Raw genomic sequence first — 16,873 nt, forward strand, 5'->3', positions numbered from 1 at the left:
AGCTCTGGCGGTCCGAGCTGGCCGCGGGCGGCATCACACACAAACGCACCCGGCCCTATCGGCCACAGACCAACGGCAAGGTCGAACGATTCAAGTGCGCCACGAGGCGCATGGTTGTATTCCCGGCTCAGCCGGAAGGAACTCGAAGGGAGGTTCCTGGGTCTGATGGCTTACCCGTAGCCGAAAGGTGAACGGGGACAAGAGCATGCCAGATAACCGGCGGCCGGGTCCAGATGTCAGGGACGGTGCGCCGGGAGACCCGCGCGATAAGGCGAAAGCTGGATTGCCTGAACCCCAATCTCCAGAAGAGGAAAGTTCACCTCCACCGGAAAGACATCCGAAACCGGTGCCGGCCCTGCAGCGCCCTGTTGAACGGTGGTGCAACCTTCGGGGCAAGGAGCGATGCCCAGTGAGGGCATTGAAGGAGATGAGTGGGGCGCCTACCTCGCGCTAGACACGTATGACCATGACGAACGTGGGATCGCCTACGGGACGCGAGTCCTATGGCGACGGAGGTCTGGTAGTAGTCGCCGGAGTCACGCCCGGCCAGGGAGGACGGGAAAGCCGTTCGCAGGGCGAAGCAGACCAGGTGACAAGGACATTCACGACTATCGAGAGGTATGCGTAATGCAGAGCGCCGAAACGGTGCTGGATGTCCTGCGTGAACGCGGCAGGCGCGGCCTGCCGCTCGAGAAACTGTATCGGCAGATGTTCAATCCGCAGTTGTATCTGCTGGCTTATGGCCGCATCTACGCCAACAAGGGTGCGATGACGGTCGGGGTCACACGGGAAACCGCCGATGGCATGTCGCTGGGCAAGATCGACCGGATCATCGAGGCTATGCGCCACGAGCGCTACCGGTTCCGGCCGGTCCGGCGAGTCCACATCCCGAAGAAGAACGGAAAAACCCGTCCACTCGGGATGCCCACGTGGTCGGACAAATTGGTTGGTGAGGTGGTGCGCCTGCTGTTGGAGGCGTACTACGAGCCGCGATTCTCCGATCGCTCCCATGGATTCCGCCCCGGCCGGGGATGTCACACCGCGCTGCGCGAGGTGAGCAACACCTGGACCGGGACGACGTGGTTCATCGAGGGCGACATCGCCGACTGCTACGGCTCTTTCGACCAGGACGTGTTGGTCGGAATCCTGGCAGAGCGCATCCGCGACAATCGGTTCCTGCGGCTGCTGCGCAACATGCTGACAGCCGGATACCTGGAGGACTGGAAATGGGGAGAAACGCTGAGCGGAGTTCCGCAAGGCGGAATCGCCTCGCCGGTCCTCTCGAACATCTACCTGCACAAGCTGGACGAATTCGTCGAGACGGTGCTCATCCCGGAACACACCCGAGGCCGGTTGCGAGCCCGCAACCCGGCCTACCGCAAGATCGAGTCGGCGATCGCGACGGCCAAACGGCGTGGTGACCGCGCCGAGGTCTGCGCACTTTATCGGCAACTGCATGCCCTGCCCAGTCAGGATCCGAACGATCCCGGCTACCGCAGGCTGCGGTATTGCCGTTATGCCGACGACACCTTGCTCGGGTTCGCCGGGCCCAAGGCTGAAGCCGAACAGATCAAAGACCGACTGGCGATGTTCCTGCGTGACGATCTCAAACTGGAACTGTCGCCGGAGAAGACACTGATCACCCACGCCCGCAGCCAGCGGGCGAGGTTCCTCGGCTATGAGATCAGGATCGCGGGCAGCGACCGCAGGACCCGACGCCCGGATGCCACCGACCGGCGCAACCGCCGATCGGTGAACGGGACCGTGGTCCTGCACGTCCCCGCAGACGTGATCAGATCCAAAGCCGCCCTCTACTTGTCGCGCGGAAAACCCGCGTGCCGGGACCGGATTGTCAATGAAGACGACTACACCATCGTCGGCAAGTTCGGGGCCGAGTATCGGGGCATCGTCCAGTACTACCTGCTCGCCTACGACGTTCAACGGCTACACCGGTTGCGCTGGGTCATGGAAACCTCCATGCTCAAAACCCTTGCGCGCAAGCATCGCTCATCGGTGTCGAAGACCGCGGCCCGCTACAAGGCCAAGACCGCGACACCGCAGGGACAGCGGGTGTGTTTCGAAGCCAGTATCGCCCGCGGCAGCAGGAACCCACTGGTCGCACGGTTCGGCGGAATCCCGTTGCGGCGGAACAAGACCGCGGTCATCACCGACCGTCAACCCCACCGGCCGCTCTATCCCCGCAAGAAGCTGATCCAACGGCTACTCAAAGGGACATGCGAACTCTGCAAGCAGACGGACGACATCGAAGTCCACCACATCCGTAGGCTTGCCGACCTCGCGACGACCGGAACACCGCCACTCTGGACGAAGGCCATGGCCAACAAGCGCCGCAAGACCCTCGTGGTCTGCCACGCCTGCCACGACCAGATCCACAACCACCGGGAAACAATCACGCAGTAGTCACTGGAGAGCCGTGGTGCTCGGAAACGGGCATGCCCGGTTCGGGGGCAGGTCGAACGGAAAAGGACCAGCACATCACTGGCACCTCGCCGTTCGGCCGAGCCTACCCGCACCCTGCTCGAAGAATGGGCCTACGCACGCCCCTACCGATCCGAAGCCGAACGCCGCGCCGCCTTCACCGACTGGCTCCACACCTACAATCACCATCGCGGCCACACCGCACTCGGCGGACACCCACCAGCCAGCCGCGTTCCTAACCTCTCAGGTCAGTACACCTAGTCCGCGTCATCGGGCCCGCAGTGCTCGGTGATGGCCACGATCTGCTCTCTCGCACCGGGCGATCGCTGATCACCGGATTCATGATCGCCTACGCGCGGCGCGTGCTCGGTAGCGCCAACGCCGACTTCCTCGGACTGCCCGACAGCCCCCGCTACCGGGCCGTCGTCTCGGCGGTCACCACCAGCGTCGCGATTCTGGAATACCCGCGCCGCGATGACCCGCCGAATGATGACCCTCCATGCCGCCGACAAGTCTCACCGTCGCCACGACCCGATCATCGACCCCGCCCCGGCGGCCTCCGCTCCGCCGGTGCGCCAGCACCGCGCCCAGACGTTCGTGCTGGGCGCGGTCGGGCGGCGCTTCGCGGCCGCTACCGCCCGGGCCTGAGCGGGATCGGATCAGCCCGGTACCGCCAGCCGCACAACCGGGGAAGGTGTTGTGCGCCAGCATGTTCCGCCCTCACCGTCGGGGGCCAGCAGCATCTCGGCGGTGCGGCCGGCTCCGGTGCGATCGCGAAGGCTGACCGCCCACCGGATCGACCGCACCCTCCCGTGCCCCACACCCAGGCCTTCATAGCCGACCGGATGCGCCTGCAGGTGACGCGGGCCAGGACTGCGCCGTCGGTCATCTCGCACGGCTCCACCGTGGCGATCCGGCTCAAGGCCGCCACCACAGTGATCTTCCTCGATCTGCCCGCCGTGACCTGCCTGGTCGGGATTCTGCAGCGACGATGGCGCTACCGCGGCGGACACCTGGCGCTGAACCTGGCCACTTCAATGTATCGATCTCGGCCTCCGGTGCCGAGATCGCGATCCCGCTGCCCGGCCACGACCCGCTCCTTACCTGGATCGGGTTGCCTCGCGACAATCGACGAGTTCACGGCTCGGCTCGGGACGGCCGCATAGGTGTCGACACTGGGCTATCGCCCATCGAAATCAGCAGTGCCGCAGCGGTATCAGCTCCCAATGCGAACACGTCCAGGGTGTGCGAGCAACCTGTTCGAGCACCTTGTGCAGGTGACGTTCGAGGCGTCGCCGAGGTCCAGCGCCCGAACCGGTGGCTGCGTCGCACGATCTCATACCACTCATGAATACGCCGTTCAGCGGCTAATTTCGCTCTATTCCGCAGGCCGGTACAGGCACTGGCCCCGGACGTTCCTGAATGTCTGCGGCAGAGCGCTCCCGAGGGCCTGGGGTTTGACAGCGAGGATCACGACAGCGGCGCCACCCGGAACAGCGGGCAGCGCCGGGCGGCGGCCGCGAAGCTGTCGGGAGTCTCGGAGTCGACCAGCCCGTTGCGAACGAATGCCGCTACGCCCCTGGGGTTCTGGGTCGGGAACTCACGCAGGATCGGGCCGCGCTCGGACTCGGGAATCTCGATCAGATCCACGCTCCGCACGTGCCGGCCTCGGGTGAGCGTGCCGTGGCCCGCGGTCCGGGCGTTCCTGACCCAGTCGGCGTCCGGGTATGCCCGCACGAGGTACTGGATGCCATCGATGAGCACGGGCGCGATGGGAGTGGTCTGCGGCCGGCCGGTCTTGCGGCCGGGGACCGTCAGCAGGTGCATCGGGCCGAACGGGAGCCCGATGCGGTGGGAGAAGACGATGACTCGATTGCGGAAGCGCTGTTTGGGCGAGAGTGTGGTCATGTGTGGGTCTCCGGTCAATTCGCGTCGTGGATAGCGGTTGTGAAGCTGTCGATGGTGGGGCCGAACCAACCTGCGACTTCGTCGATGGAGTCGGTGGCGACCGGCCCAAGTTTCATGACGTAGCGGGCCCACGCGATGCCGACCAGCTGAGCGCCGACCATGGCGGCTCGCCGCGCGGCGGCGTCGCCGAGGGGTTCGGACTTGCCGCCTCGCCAGATCTGTTGGGTGACGAACTCATTGAGCACGGCTGCCGCCTCGGGTGAGCTGGAGGCGGCCTGTGCCAGGGCGACGAAGGCGCGTCCGGGCTCCTCCGGACCGCTCTCCCATTTGTGCAGGAAGTCCGAGACGATCTCGACTCCGCCACGAACCCGTCCCTCGGCTGCGGCCGCTGCCTGCCGCTCCTGCGTGTACAGGCCGGCCATGCTCGCGATGAACAGTTCGAGTTTGGTGCCGAAGTAGTGGTACAGCAGCGCGGTGTCGACATCGGCGAGTCGGGCGACACCGGTCATCGCGGCCTTGTTGAAGCCCTGCTCGAGAAATACAGCCCGGGCTGCGGCGAGGATCGCCTCGCGGGTGCCCTGGTCGCCGGGCCTGCGTCCGCGTCCCACCATGGAGGTCTCCCTTCGGATATTCACACACTATGAATTCCATGCTTAAATCAGACACTATGAATTCTATCTTGGCAACCGACCCCCGGCAGACAGCTGGGGCGGCGCCGCAGCGCATGAACCGGCCCGGCCGGATCGGAGCCTGGTGTTATGACCATCGCCGAATAGTGCTGGCGGCCTGGATCATCGGCCTGCTCGCGATAGTCGGAACGGCGAGCGGCCTCGGGCCACACTTCAAGGACAATTTCGGGGGTACCGGGCAGGCCCAGCAGGTGCAGGACATACTGCACGAGCAGTTTCCCTCTCGGTCCGGTGACAGTGCGCGGGTGGTGTTCCACTCGTCCGATCCCATCGACGACGCCGTCACCGACCGGATCACCGAGGCGCTCAACGGGATTCGACCGCTGCCCACCGTGATCTCGGTGTCGCCGCCGGTGCGGGCGGACGAAGGGCACACGGCATTCGCAACTATCCAGTTCGACGCGGTCAGCGCCGATCTCGCCAAGGCCGATGTGCAGCGGGTGATCGATACGGCGCGTTCGTATGCCCGGCCGGGTCTGCAGGTCGCCTTGGGCGGTCCGCCGATCAGCGTTGCGGTGAAACCGAAGCCAGGACCGAGCGAAGCCATCGGCATCGGCGCAGCCGTACTCATCATGCTGGTGGCGTTCGGGTCGGTGGTGGCCATGGGTCTGCCGATTGTCGTCGCGCTCGTCGGGGTGGGCGTCGGGTACGCCATGGTGGCCCTCATCAGTCACCTGCTCGTGGAGCCCAGCTTCGGGCCGGCCCTGATGGCCATGATCGGCCTTGGCGTCGGAATTGACTACGCCCTGTTCATCGTGACCAGATATCGGCAGGCGCTTACCGATGGTCTCGACCCGCGCGAGGCCGTCGTCCGCGCCATGTCGACCGCCGGCCGCGCCGTCTTATTCGCCGGCACAACGGTACTCATCTCGCTGTGCGGCCTGTTCCTGGTCGGTCAGCCGTTTCTCGACGGTCTTGCCGTCGGAACGATCCTGGCCGTGCTGACCGTGCTGGTGGCGACCGTGACTCTGCTGCCGGCCCTGCTCGGCTTCGCGGGTCGAGCCGTCGACCGGTGGCATGTGCCGGGCCTGCTCCGATCCGCCACGGCCCCCGCCGAGCGCGGTCTGTGGTGGCGATGGAGCCAGGTGGTGCAACGTCGACCGGTGCTGTGCGGGTCGGCCGCACTGCTCGCACTGCTGATCCTCGCCGTGCCGACCTCTGCCATGCGGTTGGCCTTCACCGATTCGGGGAACGACCCTGCCGAACTCACCACCCGCCAGGCGTATGACCTGTTGTCGGACGCGTTCGGGCCGGGCTTCAACGGTCCCCTCGTGCTGGCCGCCGAACTGCCCGGCGCGGCAAACGATCACGCGGTGCTCACCGAGTTCGAACAGCGACTCGCCGGCCTTCCCGGCGTGGCCCGGGCGACGGCTCCCAGCTACAACGCGTCCGGTGACGCCGCGATGGTGACGGTTTACCCGACCAGCGACCCGCAGTCGGCGGACACTGCGGCACTGGTCGATCGGCTACGCAATACCGTTGTCCCACAGGCCACCGCGGGCACGGGCGTGCGGATTCTGGTCGGCGGGCAGACCGCGGCAGGAATCGACGAGTCGGCGCACCTGGGGATGCGGCTGCCGTGGGTGATCGGATTGGTGATCCTGCTGTCCTTCGTTCTGCTCATGGCCGTATTCCGTTCCGTCGCAATCCCGCTCAAGGCGGCGGCGATGAACCTCTTGTCCATTGGTGCCGCTTACGGTGCCATTGTCGTGGTCTATCAGTGGGGGTGGCTGTCGTCGATCTTCGGTGTCACCCGGACCGGGCCTATCGATCCCTGGATTCCGCTGATGATGTTCACCATCACCTTCGGATTGTCTATGGACTACGAGGTTTTCCTGCTCTCGCGCATCCAGGAGGAGTGGCGTCGACGGCGGGACAACGGCGCTGCGGTGGCGCACGGGATCGCCGCGACCGGGCGGATCATCACCGCGGCCGCGGCCATCATGGTCTGCGTCTTCGGGTCCTTCGTCATCGGCGATCCGCTACGCACCCTCAATGTCTTCGGATTGGGTCTCGCCGTGGCGATTCTGGTGGACGCCACCCTCGTGCGCATGATCCTGGTCCCCGCGATCATGCAACTGCTCGGCAAAGCCAACTGGTGGCTGCCCCGCTGGCTCGATCGAATCACTCCACATCTCGCCATCGAACAGGAGTAAGGGGCGGCGCTGTGCCGGCGTCGGCGACACCTGGTGCTGGCACAGTTGACTCATGCAAATCCGGATACTGGGACCCCTGCAGGTGGTCGCTGACGACAACGTCACGAAGATCGGTGGTGCACGCCTGCGCGTACTGCTGCTCCGACTGGCGCTCGAGCCGGGACGCACCGTCGATACCGGCGCGCTGGCGCGCGGTGTGGCCGCACGAGGAGCCTGCCGACCGGTCACACGCATTGCAGGAGTTGGTCTCCCGGCTGCGACGCGCACTACCGGACCGGACGGCGGTGCGATCGGAGCCCGGAGGCTACCTGCTCGATTTGCCCACCGCGGCTGTGGACGCGACCGAGTTCGAGGAGCTGGTGCTCGATGCGGAGCGGCTGCTCCGTAGTGCACAACCGGCGGCAGCCGCCCAACAGCTGCGCGACGGGCTCGCCTTGTGGCGAGGCGACGCCCTGGCCGACGCGGCGCAGACCCCCTTCGCGATCGCCGCGGCGGCACGGCTGCGGGAGCTGCGGTTGGAGGCCGTCGAGGAGCTGTTGGCGATCGAACTCTCGCTCGACGGTTGCGCGCCGGTCGCCGAGCTGGCGGAATTGGTGGCAGCCCATCCGATTCGGGAACGGCTGCGCCTGCTCTACATCAGGGCGCTACACGCGGAGGGCCGAAACGCCGAGGCGCTCAGAGCCTATTAAGAGTTCCGGCTGCTGCTGGCCGAGGAGCTGGGCGCCGATCCCGGACCCGCCTTGCGTGCGATGCATCTCGAACTGCTTCGTGAGGAAGCCGGCCACTCGCACACTGCGATCAGACGAGGCAACCTAAGGCTTGCATTGACAAGCTTCGTCGGCCGCAGCGCGGAGCAGGCGGAAATCGGGACACAGTTGCAGACGCGGCGACTGGTCAGCCTCGTCGGTCCGGGCGGGGTCGGCAAGACGCGTTTGGCCATCACGGCAGCCGCTGCGTTCGCTGCAAGCCGCACGGGCGGAGCCTGGTTCGTGGAGCTCGGATCGGTCACCGACCCGGCGATGGTGCCGCGCACGGTGATCGACACTCTGCAACTCCCCGAACCGCCGCACCAGACGCCGCGTGAGGATCTGGCGCGGCTGGTCGACGGCCTGGCCACGGCCGACACCCTGATCGTGCTGGACAATTGTGAGCATCTCCTGGACCCGGTGGCGCGGCTGGTAGACGCGGTGCTGAGTCGCTGCCCATCCGTGCGGGTCCTCATCACGACCCGGGAACCGCTCGGAATCGGCGGGGAGACGGTGCTCGCGCTGTCGCCGCTGCCGCTGCCGAGGTCCGTGAAGGACGATGCGGCAATATTGTTCGCCGACCGGGCTGCTGCCGTGCGGCCCGGCTTCACTCTAGACGAGCACAACCTGGCCGTGGTGATCGACATCTGCCGCCGGCTGGACGGGCTGCCGCTGGCGATCGAATTGGCCGCTGCCCGAACACGTTCCCTGCCCCTCAAGGAGCTGGCCGCACGTCTGGACGATCGCTTCCGGTTACTCACCGGTGGCAGCCGGACGGCCGCACCGCGCCATCTCGGCCTGCGCGCGGTCATCGACTGGAGCTGGGGGCTGCTCGAGCCCGATCTCCAGAGTTTCCTAGCGCGACTGGCGGTTTTTCCAGCCGCATTTAGCCTCGAAGCCGCCGAGCAGGTGGGATCCCGCACCGACGACGGGCTGGAGCTGCTCTCCGCTCTGGTGGACAAGTCGTTGCTGCAGTTGGTGGATGGACCGCGGCCACGCTATCGGATGCTCGAGACGATCAGAGCGTATGCCCTGGAACGCATGTCGGCGGCCGGTGTGATCGTAGAGATCCAGGCCAAGCATGCCGAGTACTACCTCGATATGGCCGAACGCGCCGAACCACGCCTGCGGACGGGCGGGCAGCTGAGCTGGATACGCATGCTGACAGCGGAGCGGGAGAACCTGCTCGCCGCCTTGGAGTACACCGTCGCGGCACAGAATTCCGACGCTGCACTGCGGCTGGCGGGCGCGTTGAGCACTTACTGGTCCATCGGCGGTCACCATGACGAGGCGCTGACCCGGATTCGGCGGGCGCTCGAGCTTCCCGGCGCGGGGTCCGGCGATGCCCGGGCCGTCGCCGTGGGCGGGGCACTGCTCAATGCCGCGCTCTCCGGCGTCAAGCCTGACGGCCTGGGCGCATCCGAAACATGGGCGATGCCTCGCGATCTCGCCGCTCATCCGCTCACCGTGCTGGCGACACCCCTGCTAGCGTTGATCACCGATAACATTTCCGGCGGCCTCGCCTCGGTCGACAAGGCACTTCCGCGCGGGGATTCGTGGGAGCGCGCGATGCTGTGGCTGACCCGCGCAATGCTCGACGGCAACAATGGTGGCATGTCCGCCATCGACGACGACTTGACGAGCGCCGTCACCGAATTCCGACGCTGTGGGGAACGGGCCGGCCTGGCCTTCTCCCTGTTGGCGCTGGCCGACGTGCGGACGACCCTCGGTGACTTCGCCGATGCCATTGCGGCACTGGAGGAATCGATCGCACTGCGAGACGAGCTGGCCGAGGCATATGGGGAGTCCGCGTCCGCTGTGGTGCAGCGAGTCTGGCTGGCCACGGCGCGCGCCCGCACCGGCGACTCCGATCGGGCGCGTAACGAATTGATCCAACTCATTGCCGATTCCCGCGGCGCACCGGGCAGCTCGCACCTACCGCTGGCCCGAATCACGCTGGGCGACTTGGCGCGGCACGAGGGCGATCTCGCCACGGCTGCCGCGCACTACGGCGAAGCCGCTGCCGAGCTGGATCAGGCGCCTTCGTTCCCGCAGCTGCGCGTCCTGCTCGGTGCCGGAACGGCGTTGGCTGCCTTGGCATCCGGTCGTGTCGAGGAGGCTCGGCGCCATCTGACGATAGCGCTCGATGCACTGGAAGCGGGCGTGCCGGACCGGCCGATTCTCGCCACCCTAGGCACCGCGGCGGCGCACCTGCTGCTGCATCGGTCCGAGCCCGCGACCGCGGCCGAGTTGCTCGGCGTGGCAGCGACATTGCGCGGCGCCCCCAACGACTTCGATCCCGACTTCGCGGGTCTGGTAACCCAGCTGCGTGCGGTGCTGGGCGAGCGCGCCTACCGAGCCGCCTACGACCGGGGTAGCGGTCGTTGCGCGATGGACGCGCTCACCGTCATCAGATCCGCGCTGGAACGCTTGGCTCCTGATCGGGATCGGCGCTCGGCACAGCAGGGCGGCGGCTGAGCCGGCCCGGCCACCACATTCGCCGATCGAGATCCACGGTCAGCGCCGTGACCAGCACGGCCCGCACCACGAAGGTATCCAGGAGCACACCGAACGCGACGACGAAACCGATCTCGACGGCGAACACCAGCGGGAGCGTCGTGAGTGCGGCGAAGGTGCCCGCGAGCACCGCACCGGCCGAGGTGATGGTGCCGCCGGTCGCGATCAACGCGGTCACTGCGGCCCGCCCGGTCTCGGCGTGCGCGGCCTCTTCACGCACCCGGGTCACCAGGAAGATGCTGTAGTCGATCCCCAGGCTGATCAGGAATACGAAGGCCCACAGCGGGAATGAAGCATCGGCTCCAGCGAAGCCGAAGACATGCTCGAACACGAATGCGCTCACTCCAAGGCTCGCCGCCAACGACAGCACGACGGTGGCCAGCAACAGCAGCGGCGCGACCACGGCGCGCAAGAGCAGGCCGACGATTACCAAGACCACCGTCAAAACCAGCGGAACCACACGGTTCTGGTCCCGGCGTGCGGCGCGCTTGGTGTCCAGAGCGATCGCGCTGTCACCACCGACCTTCGCGCCCGGGACGATATGAACGGCCTCCCGCAATCGATCCACCGTCGCGAACGAGTCGGCGCCGGCGGTCAGCGCGACGGGCGTCGCTTCGAAGTACACGAGATCACCGTCGACCTTCGCAGCATTCACCGAAGCAATGCCGGGTACACCGGTTGCCAAGGACCGCAGGCGTTCCGCCGCCGCGCTCGGTCCGACGATTTGCAGCGGGTCGCCCGAGTCACCGGCGAAGTGCGCAGCCATGATGCGCTCGCCGACGACTGCGTCGGTCGCGGTCCGGAAGGTGTCTTTGTTCTGTAGCCCGTCGGCATGAAATCCGATCAGGCCCAGTGCCATTGCCGCCAGCACAACCGCAGTGACCTGCCACACCAGTCGCGGTCGGGCCGCGACGATGCGTCCGATCCACAGCCACCGGCGATCGGGCGCGGGATCCGGGTCACCGAAGCCCGGCCGAGCCGGCCAGAACACCCAGCGGCCGCAGAGCACCAAGAGCGCAGGGTACAACGTCACCATCACCGCCATGGCCGTCGCCACACCGATCGCCATGACCGGACCGAGGCTCTTGGTGGAGTTCATCTCCGCCACCATCAGGCACAGCAGGCTCGCCACCACCGTCGTACCGCTCGCCGCAATGGCCGGGCCCGCCCGGCGCAACGCGACGATCATGGCCCGATGCCGGTTCTCGTGGCAGCGCAACTCCTCTCGATACCGGGCGGTGAGCAGCAGCGCATAGTCGGTGCCCGCGCCGAACACCAGGACGGTCAACAGGAACGAGCTGTCACTGTTGACCACGAGACCCGAATGCCGAGCCACTAAATAGACGACTGCCATGGCGACGGTCAGCGCCACCACCACGCAGATCAGCGGCAGCACCCACAGCACCGGGCTGCGGTAGGTGAGCAGCAAGATCGCAATCACAATCGCTAACGTCACAACCAGCAACGTGGTACTGACCCCGGAGAAAGCGTTCGCCGAGTCGGCGCCGTAGCCGGCGGGACCGGTGACGTGCGCGTGCAACCCCGCACCCCCGGCGACTCCCCGCATGACCTCGACGGCAGGCGCAACATCCGGGGCTCCCCCGGTGCCGACCTTGATCGGCACCACCAACTGCAGGGCTCGACCGTCCTCCGAGCGGACGGGACCGACGATCGGCTGCTGCACCTGGGCGATACCCGCGAACTGCCGCGCATCATCGGCCACCCGGGCCTCGTCGGCCGCGGTGACCGGCGCACCGTCGCGGTCATAAACCAGCACTGCCGGATACAGATCGTCCGACATGAACCGCTTCGCCGACTCGGCCACCTGGGTGGACTCGGCATTCTTCGGCAGCCACGCCGACGCGTCGTTCTTCTCGACCGTGCTCAGCTTGCCGGAAAGCATTGCAGCCAGCGCGAATACCGCAATCCACAGCACCGCCGCGCCCCACGCGACCCGGCGCGCCGCCCTCACGCGCCGGCCTCTGACACCCGGGTGACCTGGTCGACATCTTGAATCCTGCCGTCGGCCGCCAAACGACCGAACAGGTACGCCTCGGTCACCAGGACTGCCCCACTCCGCATCTCGGCTCGCAGTGTGTAGCGGGCCGAGATCCGCTCACCCGACAACTGTGCCCGGTGCACTTCGACACTCAGCTTCGTCACATTCTTGCGGGCCGGACGCGCGTGTGCCACAAGACGTTCCCGGTCCATCCGAAAACCGTCATTGCGATACTCGAAGTCGGGGACAAAGTAGCGATCAAGGATCGCACCCGGATCACCGTCCCCGAAGGCCATCTCCTGCGGGTAGGAGACCAGAAACTCGGTCAGATCATCATCGGATTCCATGTCGCCAACGCTGCCGAGTCCCGCTCACAAATCATCCACAGATCGCTCACAGCAGCCGCCTGAACGAGCGAGGTGTGCTGCCCCCGCCCCAGCTGCGCGGACGTGCGCCGCGGACCGGTCGCCGACTACGAAGCCAGCGTCATCGACGCCGCCATCGCCGCCCTCTACGAAGGCGGCCGCTTCTCCCCCACCCGCGCCCCGATCCTGTCCGACCTCATCGCCGCATTCGACGACCCGACCGAGGCCATGCGCGCCAACGCCGCCGCCCGCAGCACCGAAGAATTCGCCCACATCACCCAACGGCTACTGCAATCGCTGCGCGCGCTGGTGCAAGGCTCGCTCGGCCGCGCCTTCAACGGCCAATCCACCGAACGCATGAACCTCGACGCCGCCATGATCGACGTCGACCTCTCAGTGATCCCGCAGACCGCCCGCGACCTACGCGCCGCGGTCATCGCCATCACCGGCATCGAAGCCCAAGAATCCGTGCGCGCCCGCAACCTGCTCGCCTCACACGGCCTGGCCCGCAAAACCGTCACCGACATCATCCTCGACGAGCTATGGCAGCTGTTCGAAGTCGGTGGCTCGAGCCAGATTTCGACCGTCAACCGCATCACCCGACTCAACCGCTCCGACGGCACCACCCTGGGCACCAGCACCCACACCGTCAGCGACTACAAAGGCGTCTCCGACAGCGTCCACGAACAGATGCAGGCCACCGGATTCATCAGCCGCAGCCGCGTCAAGTTCATCGGCCCCATCAACGGCAGCGAGATCCGCGAACAACAAGGCCTCATCGAATACACCGACACCGAAGCCGACCTGCTCAAATCCTGGTCCGACTCCGGCTCACCTTCCCGCCACGGCCGCCGCGCCGTCCACGACGGCATGGGCCGATTCATCTGCAAATGGTCCGACGACCCCACCAAATCCAGCGTGGTGTGGATGCAAGGCCAATACGTCTCCGACTGGCCGGTACTCATGGCCGCCTCGATGCTCATCCTGCTACCCCTGATAGCCGTCTACGCCCTCGCCCAACGCGCATTCCTGCGCGGCATCGCCACCACCGGTCTCGGCGGCCGATAGGCCGCACAGCGCCTCTGGGCAACCACGAATCACTTTTTCCCAGAAGGTATTCCAAAGGAGAATGGCCTTGTCCTACCCCACGCGCGTCCTGCTCGCGTTTTCCGTTGCCGCGCCGGCCCTCATCGCGGCCGGCCTGTACGGCGGCGGTTCTCCCGGCTCGGCCATCGAGGCCACCACTCAAGCCCAGGGACCACTCACCTGCCACGAGGGCTTCTGTCAGGGCTCCACCGGCTCGGACGACATGTTCTGGCCATGGATCGTGCAGCCGTGGATTCAGCATTTCCCTACCGGCAGTGCCTCATTCACCTAACCTCCACGCAGCGGATTCGGGTCTGCCAGGGCCTCCCGCAGCTGGGAATTCGATCGTGCCGGCCATCGGCTCGGGCGAGTTACAGTTCAGCCGCTCGGTCCGTACCACCGCGGACCGAGGGTCGCGATGTCGCAGCGCATGCCCAGCGGAACACCTACCCTCTCGTTCCGATGGCCATCGAGGCCGAACCCTGTGCGAGTTCTGCAAACCTCACACAGGGAGCGTCGTGATGCCCCTCGCCTTCCGGACGAGAACCCGTCGAACGCCCGCGGGTTGGAAGGCGAGGGCGGCGCCGACGTTGTCCCGGTGGCGGTTTCCAGGACAGGGAATAGTTGTCGAGGCACCCGCAGGGCCGATGCCCGTACGATCAGCACGCGCGATCACTGACATAGCGACGGCGTGGGCCTCATCCCGCGTCGGCGCACTGCTCCAGCAGCGGCTGGTTCCAGACGCAGACCAGCTGAATCGGATCAGTGCCCTCCTCTGTGAACAGTCGACCGCGCAGATCCACGACCGCGCACCCGTAATGGGTCAGGGCCGGGCGCGCGGTCGTGGAGCATTCCGCCGGGCTTGCCGTTTCCAGGAACCCGTGATTGGCTCGTCGTCAAGCTGTCGGGACATGGTGGGCGGACTCTCCACGCCTCGCGTTGTTCAGCAATCGGCGGGATCTGCTCGAGATCTTGGAAGCAAATCGCGCGCGAGATTCGAGGAACTTCTGCCGTTCCTGTTCTGACATTCCACCCCAGATTCCAAAGGGCTGTTGCGTTCTCAGCGCATAAGCGCGGCACCTATCGATTACATGGCATGATCGGCAGATTTGTTTGGCCCGGCGTACTCGATCAGTTCGGGCGCGACCACGCTCACCGTCGGGATGGAAGAAGATATCCGAGTCCATGCCGTGGCAGGATCCCAAATCCTGCCAGGGAATATCGTCGACAGTCCGACGCTCACCGTTGACCGCTGTCGACATCGACACTCCTTTTCAGACACAGTTGACATTCAGGTTATGAGCTCCCCATCCCTGGAAAGACCTGGCCGCCACGAGCATCGAACCAGCGCCACCGATGACGCCGTCCCAAGTCGGGTTTCGATGTCCTGGTGGCCGATTCATGCGGTGTATTCCCTTATGCGGCAATCACGCTCGCACCCGAACTGTCGGATCGGTCAGGGTCGGCGCTGGTGCTGGACCGCAGGGCCGAGCCGTCGGATCGGTTGGGAGTTGGCAGTGGGTTCGTTGTTCGCGGTGTTCCTGCCGCTCGCGTTGGCGTTGGTGATGTTCGGTCTCGGTTTGACGTTGACCGCGGCCGATTTCGTTCGGGTGCTGCGCTATCCGAAGGCGGCGGTGGTGGCGCTGGTGTGCCAGATGGTCGTGCTACCCACCGTGTGCCTGGGCTTGGTCTATCTGTTCCGGCTCGACGGTGCGGTGGCGGCGGGCATGTTGCTGGTCGCGGCGTCGCCGGGCGGGCCGTCGGCGAATCTGTTCAGCCATGTCGCGGGCGGCAATGTGGCGCTGAACATCACGCTGACGGCGGTGAATTCGGTGCTGGCGGTATTCACCCTGCCACTGTGGGTGGGCCTGGCGTATGCGCTGTTCCTCGACGGCGACGCCGGAATCGGACTGCGCCCCGACAAGTTCGCGCAAGTCTTCGCGATCCTGCTGGTGCCGGTCGCGCTGGGGATGTGGGTGCACCACCGCTTCCGGGGTTGGTCGCAGCGGATGCGCGGCGGCGTGAAGGTGGCATCCATCGTGGTGCTGGCGCTGGTGGTGCTGGCGGCCGTGGCCCGCGACTTCCACACCCTCACCGCCCACCTCGGCGCGCTGTCTGCGGTCTGCCTCTCGCTGGCGATCATCGGACTGGCGGTCGGCTACTACGCGTCCCGCCTGTTCCGAGTCGAGACCGGCGAGGCAATCGCGGCCGCGATGGAGATCGGAATCCACAACGGCGCGTTGGCCATTGCCGTGGCCACGTCAGTGCTGCACAGCACGGCGCTCGCGGTACCGGGCGCGGTGTACGGGGTACTGATGAACCTGCCTGCCGCCGCAGCGGCGTATCTGTTCGCCCGGCGTAGTCGGCCTGTGCCGGTACCTGCGGACACGGCGGATCGGTTGGCGCACTGAGTCCTTTGAATGGGCGCGTTCTGCCCTGCGGGACATTATTCCCAGCGGTGGACAGTCGGAGCGGCAAAATACTGAAATCGGTGCTGTGCTGGAGTCGACCGCTTCCGAGGTGACGCAGCCGGTTGGACCCGGCGCGCCAACGCAATTCATACTCCGGCGGTCCCGCGCGAGAGGATCGATCAAATGGTGCCGAAAGCAATCGGATTCATCAGACGCGACGTGTCCGGTTCACATCAGGCATGGGATGAGACCCAGATTCGTAGTCTCGCAGCGCGATCGGGATACAACCTGTGCAAGGTCGTGGCCTTCGGGCCGGCGACCGACAGCCCGATTCAACGGCTGCGGACAGCGGTACTGCGTACAGGTGCCGTAGCGGTATTCGTGCCGTCGCTCAGTCACTTCGGTGGCGATGTGGTGCCGATAGAAATCCGCGAGGTCGCCGACGTGACCGCCGCCGATACCGAGGAGAGGTCGACAAGACGCCGGTTCGGCGGAAATCCTCGCTGAATCACGTAGAGGATCTATCGGCAATACCTGCTGGGGACACCGGCCAGTAC

Annotated in this window: 15 protein-coding genes and 1 pseudogene; 11 read left to right on the forward strand and 5 right to left on the reverse strand. The window is 66.2% G+C overall.

Features of this window, described 5'->3' with window-relative positions; all coding sequences use genetic code 11:
- Positions 1 to 402 precede the first annotated feature (402 nt).
- The 4 genes and pseudogenes from ACFXHE_RS39845 (at position 403) to ACFXHE_RS39860 (ending at position 3,605) form a co-directional block, all read left to right on the forward strand.
- Positions 403 to 2,421, forward strand: coding sequence for a reverse transcriptase domain-containing protein (locus tag ACFXHE_RS39845; RefSeq protein WP_379390244.1), 2,019 nt, complete (start codon positions 403 to 405; stop codon positions 2,419 to 2,421).
- Between the two features lie 108 nt (positions 2,422 to 2,529).
- Positions 2,530 to 2,700 (forward strand): annotated as a pseudogene (locus tag ACFXHE_RS39850) (integrase core domain-containing protein); the annotation flags it as partial.
- A 213-nt stretch (positions 2,701 to 2,913) separates the two neighbouring features.
- Positions 2,914 to 3,087 (forward strand): hypothetical protein, encoded by a 174-nt coding sequence (locus ACFXHE_RS39855; RefSeq protein WP_379390246.1) that lies wholly within the window; start codon positions 2,914 to 2,916, stop codon positions 3,085 to 3,087.
- Positions 3,088 to 3,251: 164 nt separating this feature from the next.
- On the forward strand, positions 3,252 to 3,605 hold the full coding sequence (locus tag ACFXHE_RS39860; RefSeq protein ID WP_379390248.1) for a hypothetical protein: 354 nt from the start codon (positions 3,252 to 3,254) through the stop codon (positions 3,603 to 3,605).
- Between the two features lie 304 nt (positions 3,606 to 3,909).
- Here the strand turns inward: ACFXHE_RS39860 and ACFXHE_RS39865 are convergent, their stop codons facing one another.
- On the reverse strand, positions 3,910 to 4,347 hold the full coding sequence (locus ACFXHE_RS39865) for a deazaflavin-dependent nitroreductase (protein ID WP_379390250.1): 438 nt from the start codon (positions 4,345 to 4,347) through the stop codon (positions 3,910 to 3,912).
- A gap of 14 nt (positions 4,348 to 4,361) precedes the next feature.
- The gene (locus tag ACFXHE_RS39870) at positions 4,362 to 4,958 is read right to left on the reverse strand and encodes a TetR family transcriptional regulator (protein ID WP_379390252.1); all 597 of its coding nucleotides are present in this window, start codon (positions 4,956 to 4,958) and stop codon (positions 4,362 to 4,364) included.
- A gap of 68 nt (positions 4,959 to 5,026) precedes the next feature.
- On the opposite strand from ACFXHE_RS39870, the gene ACFXHE_RS39875 reads away from it, so the two are divergent.
- From ACFXHE_RS39875 to ACFXHE_RS39885, 3 genes are all read left to right on the forward strand, one after another.
- A complete protein-coding gene (locus ACFXHE_RS39875; RefSeq protein ID WP_379390254.1) occupies positions 5,027 to 7,192 on the forward strand; it encodes an MMPL family transporter in 2,166 nt (721 codons plus the stop codon).
- A 113-nt stretch (positions 7,193 to 7,305) separates the two neighbouring features.
- Positions 7,306 to 7,881, forward strand: coding sequence for a BTAD domain-containing putative transcriptional regulator (locus ACFXHE_RS39880; protein WP_379390256.1), 576 nt, complete (start codon positions 7,306 to 7,308; stop codon positions 7,879 to 7,881).
- A 135-nt stretch (positions 7,882 to 8,016) separates the two neighbouring features.
- Positions 8,017 to 10,416 (forward strand): ATP-binding protein, encoded by a 2,400-nt coding sequence (locus ACFXHE_RS39885; protein WP_379390258.1) that lies wholly within the window; start codon positions 8,017 to 8,019, stop codon positions 10,414 to 10,416.
- Here the strand turns inward: ACFXHE_RS39885 and ACFXHE_RS39890 are convergent.
- A complete protein-coding gene (locus tag ACFXHE_RS39890; RefSeq protein ID WP_379390260.1) occupies positions 10,349 to 12,427 on the reverse strand; it encodes an MMPL family transporter in 2,079 nt (692 codons plus the stop codon). The genes ACFXHE_RS39885 and ACFXHE_RS39890 overlap by 68 nt on opposite strands.
- A complete protein-coding gene (locus tag ACFXHE_RS39895) occupies positions 12,424 to 12,801 on the reverse strand; it encodes a nuclear transport factor 2 family protein (protein WP_379390262.1) in 378 nt (125 codons plus the stop codon). Before ACFXHE_RS39895 ends, ACFXHE_RS39890 begins: the two co-directional genes overlap by 4 nt.
- A gap of 102 nt (positions 12,802 to 12,903) precedes the next feature.
- Here ACFXHE_RS39895 and ACFXHE_RS39900 point away from each other — a divergent pair, with 102 nt between their 5' ends.
- Positions 12,904 to 13,887, forward strand: coding sequence for a hypothetical protein (locus ACFXHE_RS39900; RefSeq protein WP_379390264.1), 984 nt, complete (start codon positions 12,904 to 12,906; stop codon positions 13,885 to 13,887).
- A 67-nt stretch (positions 13,888 to 13,954) separates the two neighbouring features.
- Entirely contained in the window at positions 13,955 to 14,197 is a 243-nt protein-coding gene (locus tag ACFXHE_RS39905) for a hypothetical protein (RefSeq protein WP_379390266.1), read from the forward strand.
- A gap of 604 nt (positions 14,198 to 14,801) precedes the next feature.
- On the opposite strand, the gene ACFXHE_RS39910 is transcribed toward ACFXHE_RS39905, so the two are convergent.
- A complete protein-coding gene (locus ACFXHE_RS39910; RefSeq protein ID WP_379390268.1) occupies positions 14,802 to 15,167 on the reverse strand; it encodes a WhiB family transcriptional regulator in 366 nt (121 codons plus the stop codon).
- 255 nt (positions 15,168 to 15,422) lie between these two features.
- On the opposite strand from ACFXHE_RS39910, the gene ACFXHE_RS39915 reads away from it, so the two are divergent.
- Together ACFXHE_RS39915 and ACFXHE_RS39920 are read left to right on the forward strand one after the other, a co-directional pair.
- The gene (locus tag ACFXHE_RS39915; RefSeq protein WP_379390270.1) at positions 15,423 to 16,316 is read left to right on the forward strand and encodes a bile acid:sodium symporter family protein; all 894 of its coding nucleotides are present in this window, start codon (positions 15,423 to 15,425) and stop codon (positions 16,314 to 16,316) included.
- Positions 16,317 to 16,499: 183 nt separating this feature from the next.
- On the forward strand, positions 16,500 to 16,823 hold the full coding sequence (locus tag ACFXHE_RS39920) for a hypothetical protein (RefSeq protein ID WP_379390272.1): 324 nt from the start codon (positions 16,500 to 16,502) through the stop codon (positions 16,821 to 16,823).
- The last annotated feature ends 50 nt before the right edge of the window (positions 16,824 to 16,873 follow it).

Origin of the sequence: Nocardia sp. NPDC059229, from assembly GCF_042754165.1 — a bacterium.
GTDB lineage: Bacteria > Actinomycetota > Actinomycetes > Mycobacteriales > Mycobacteriaceae > Nocardia.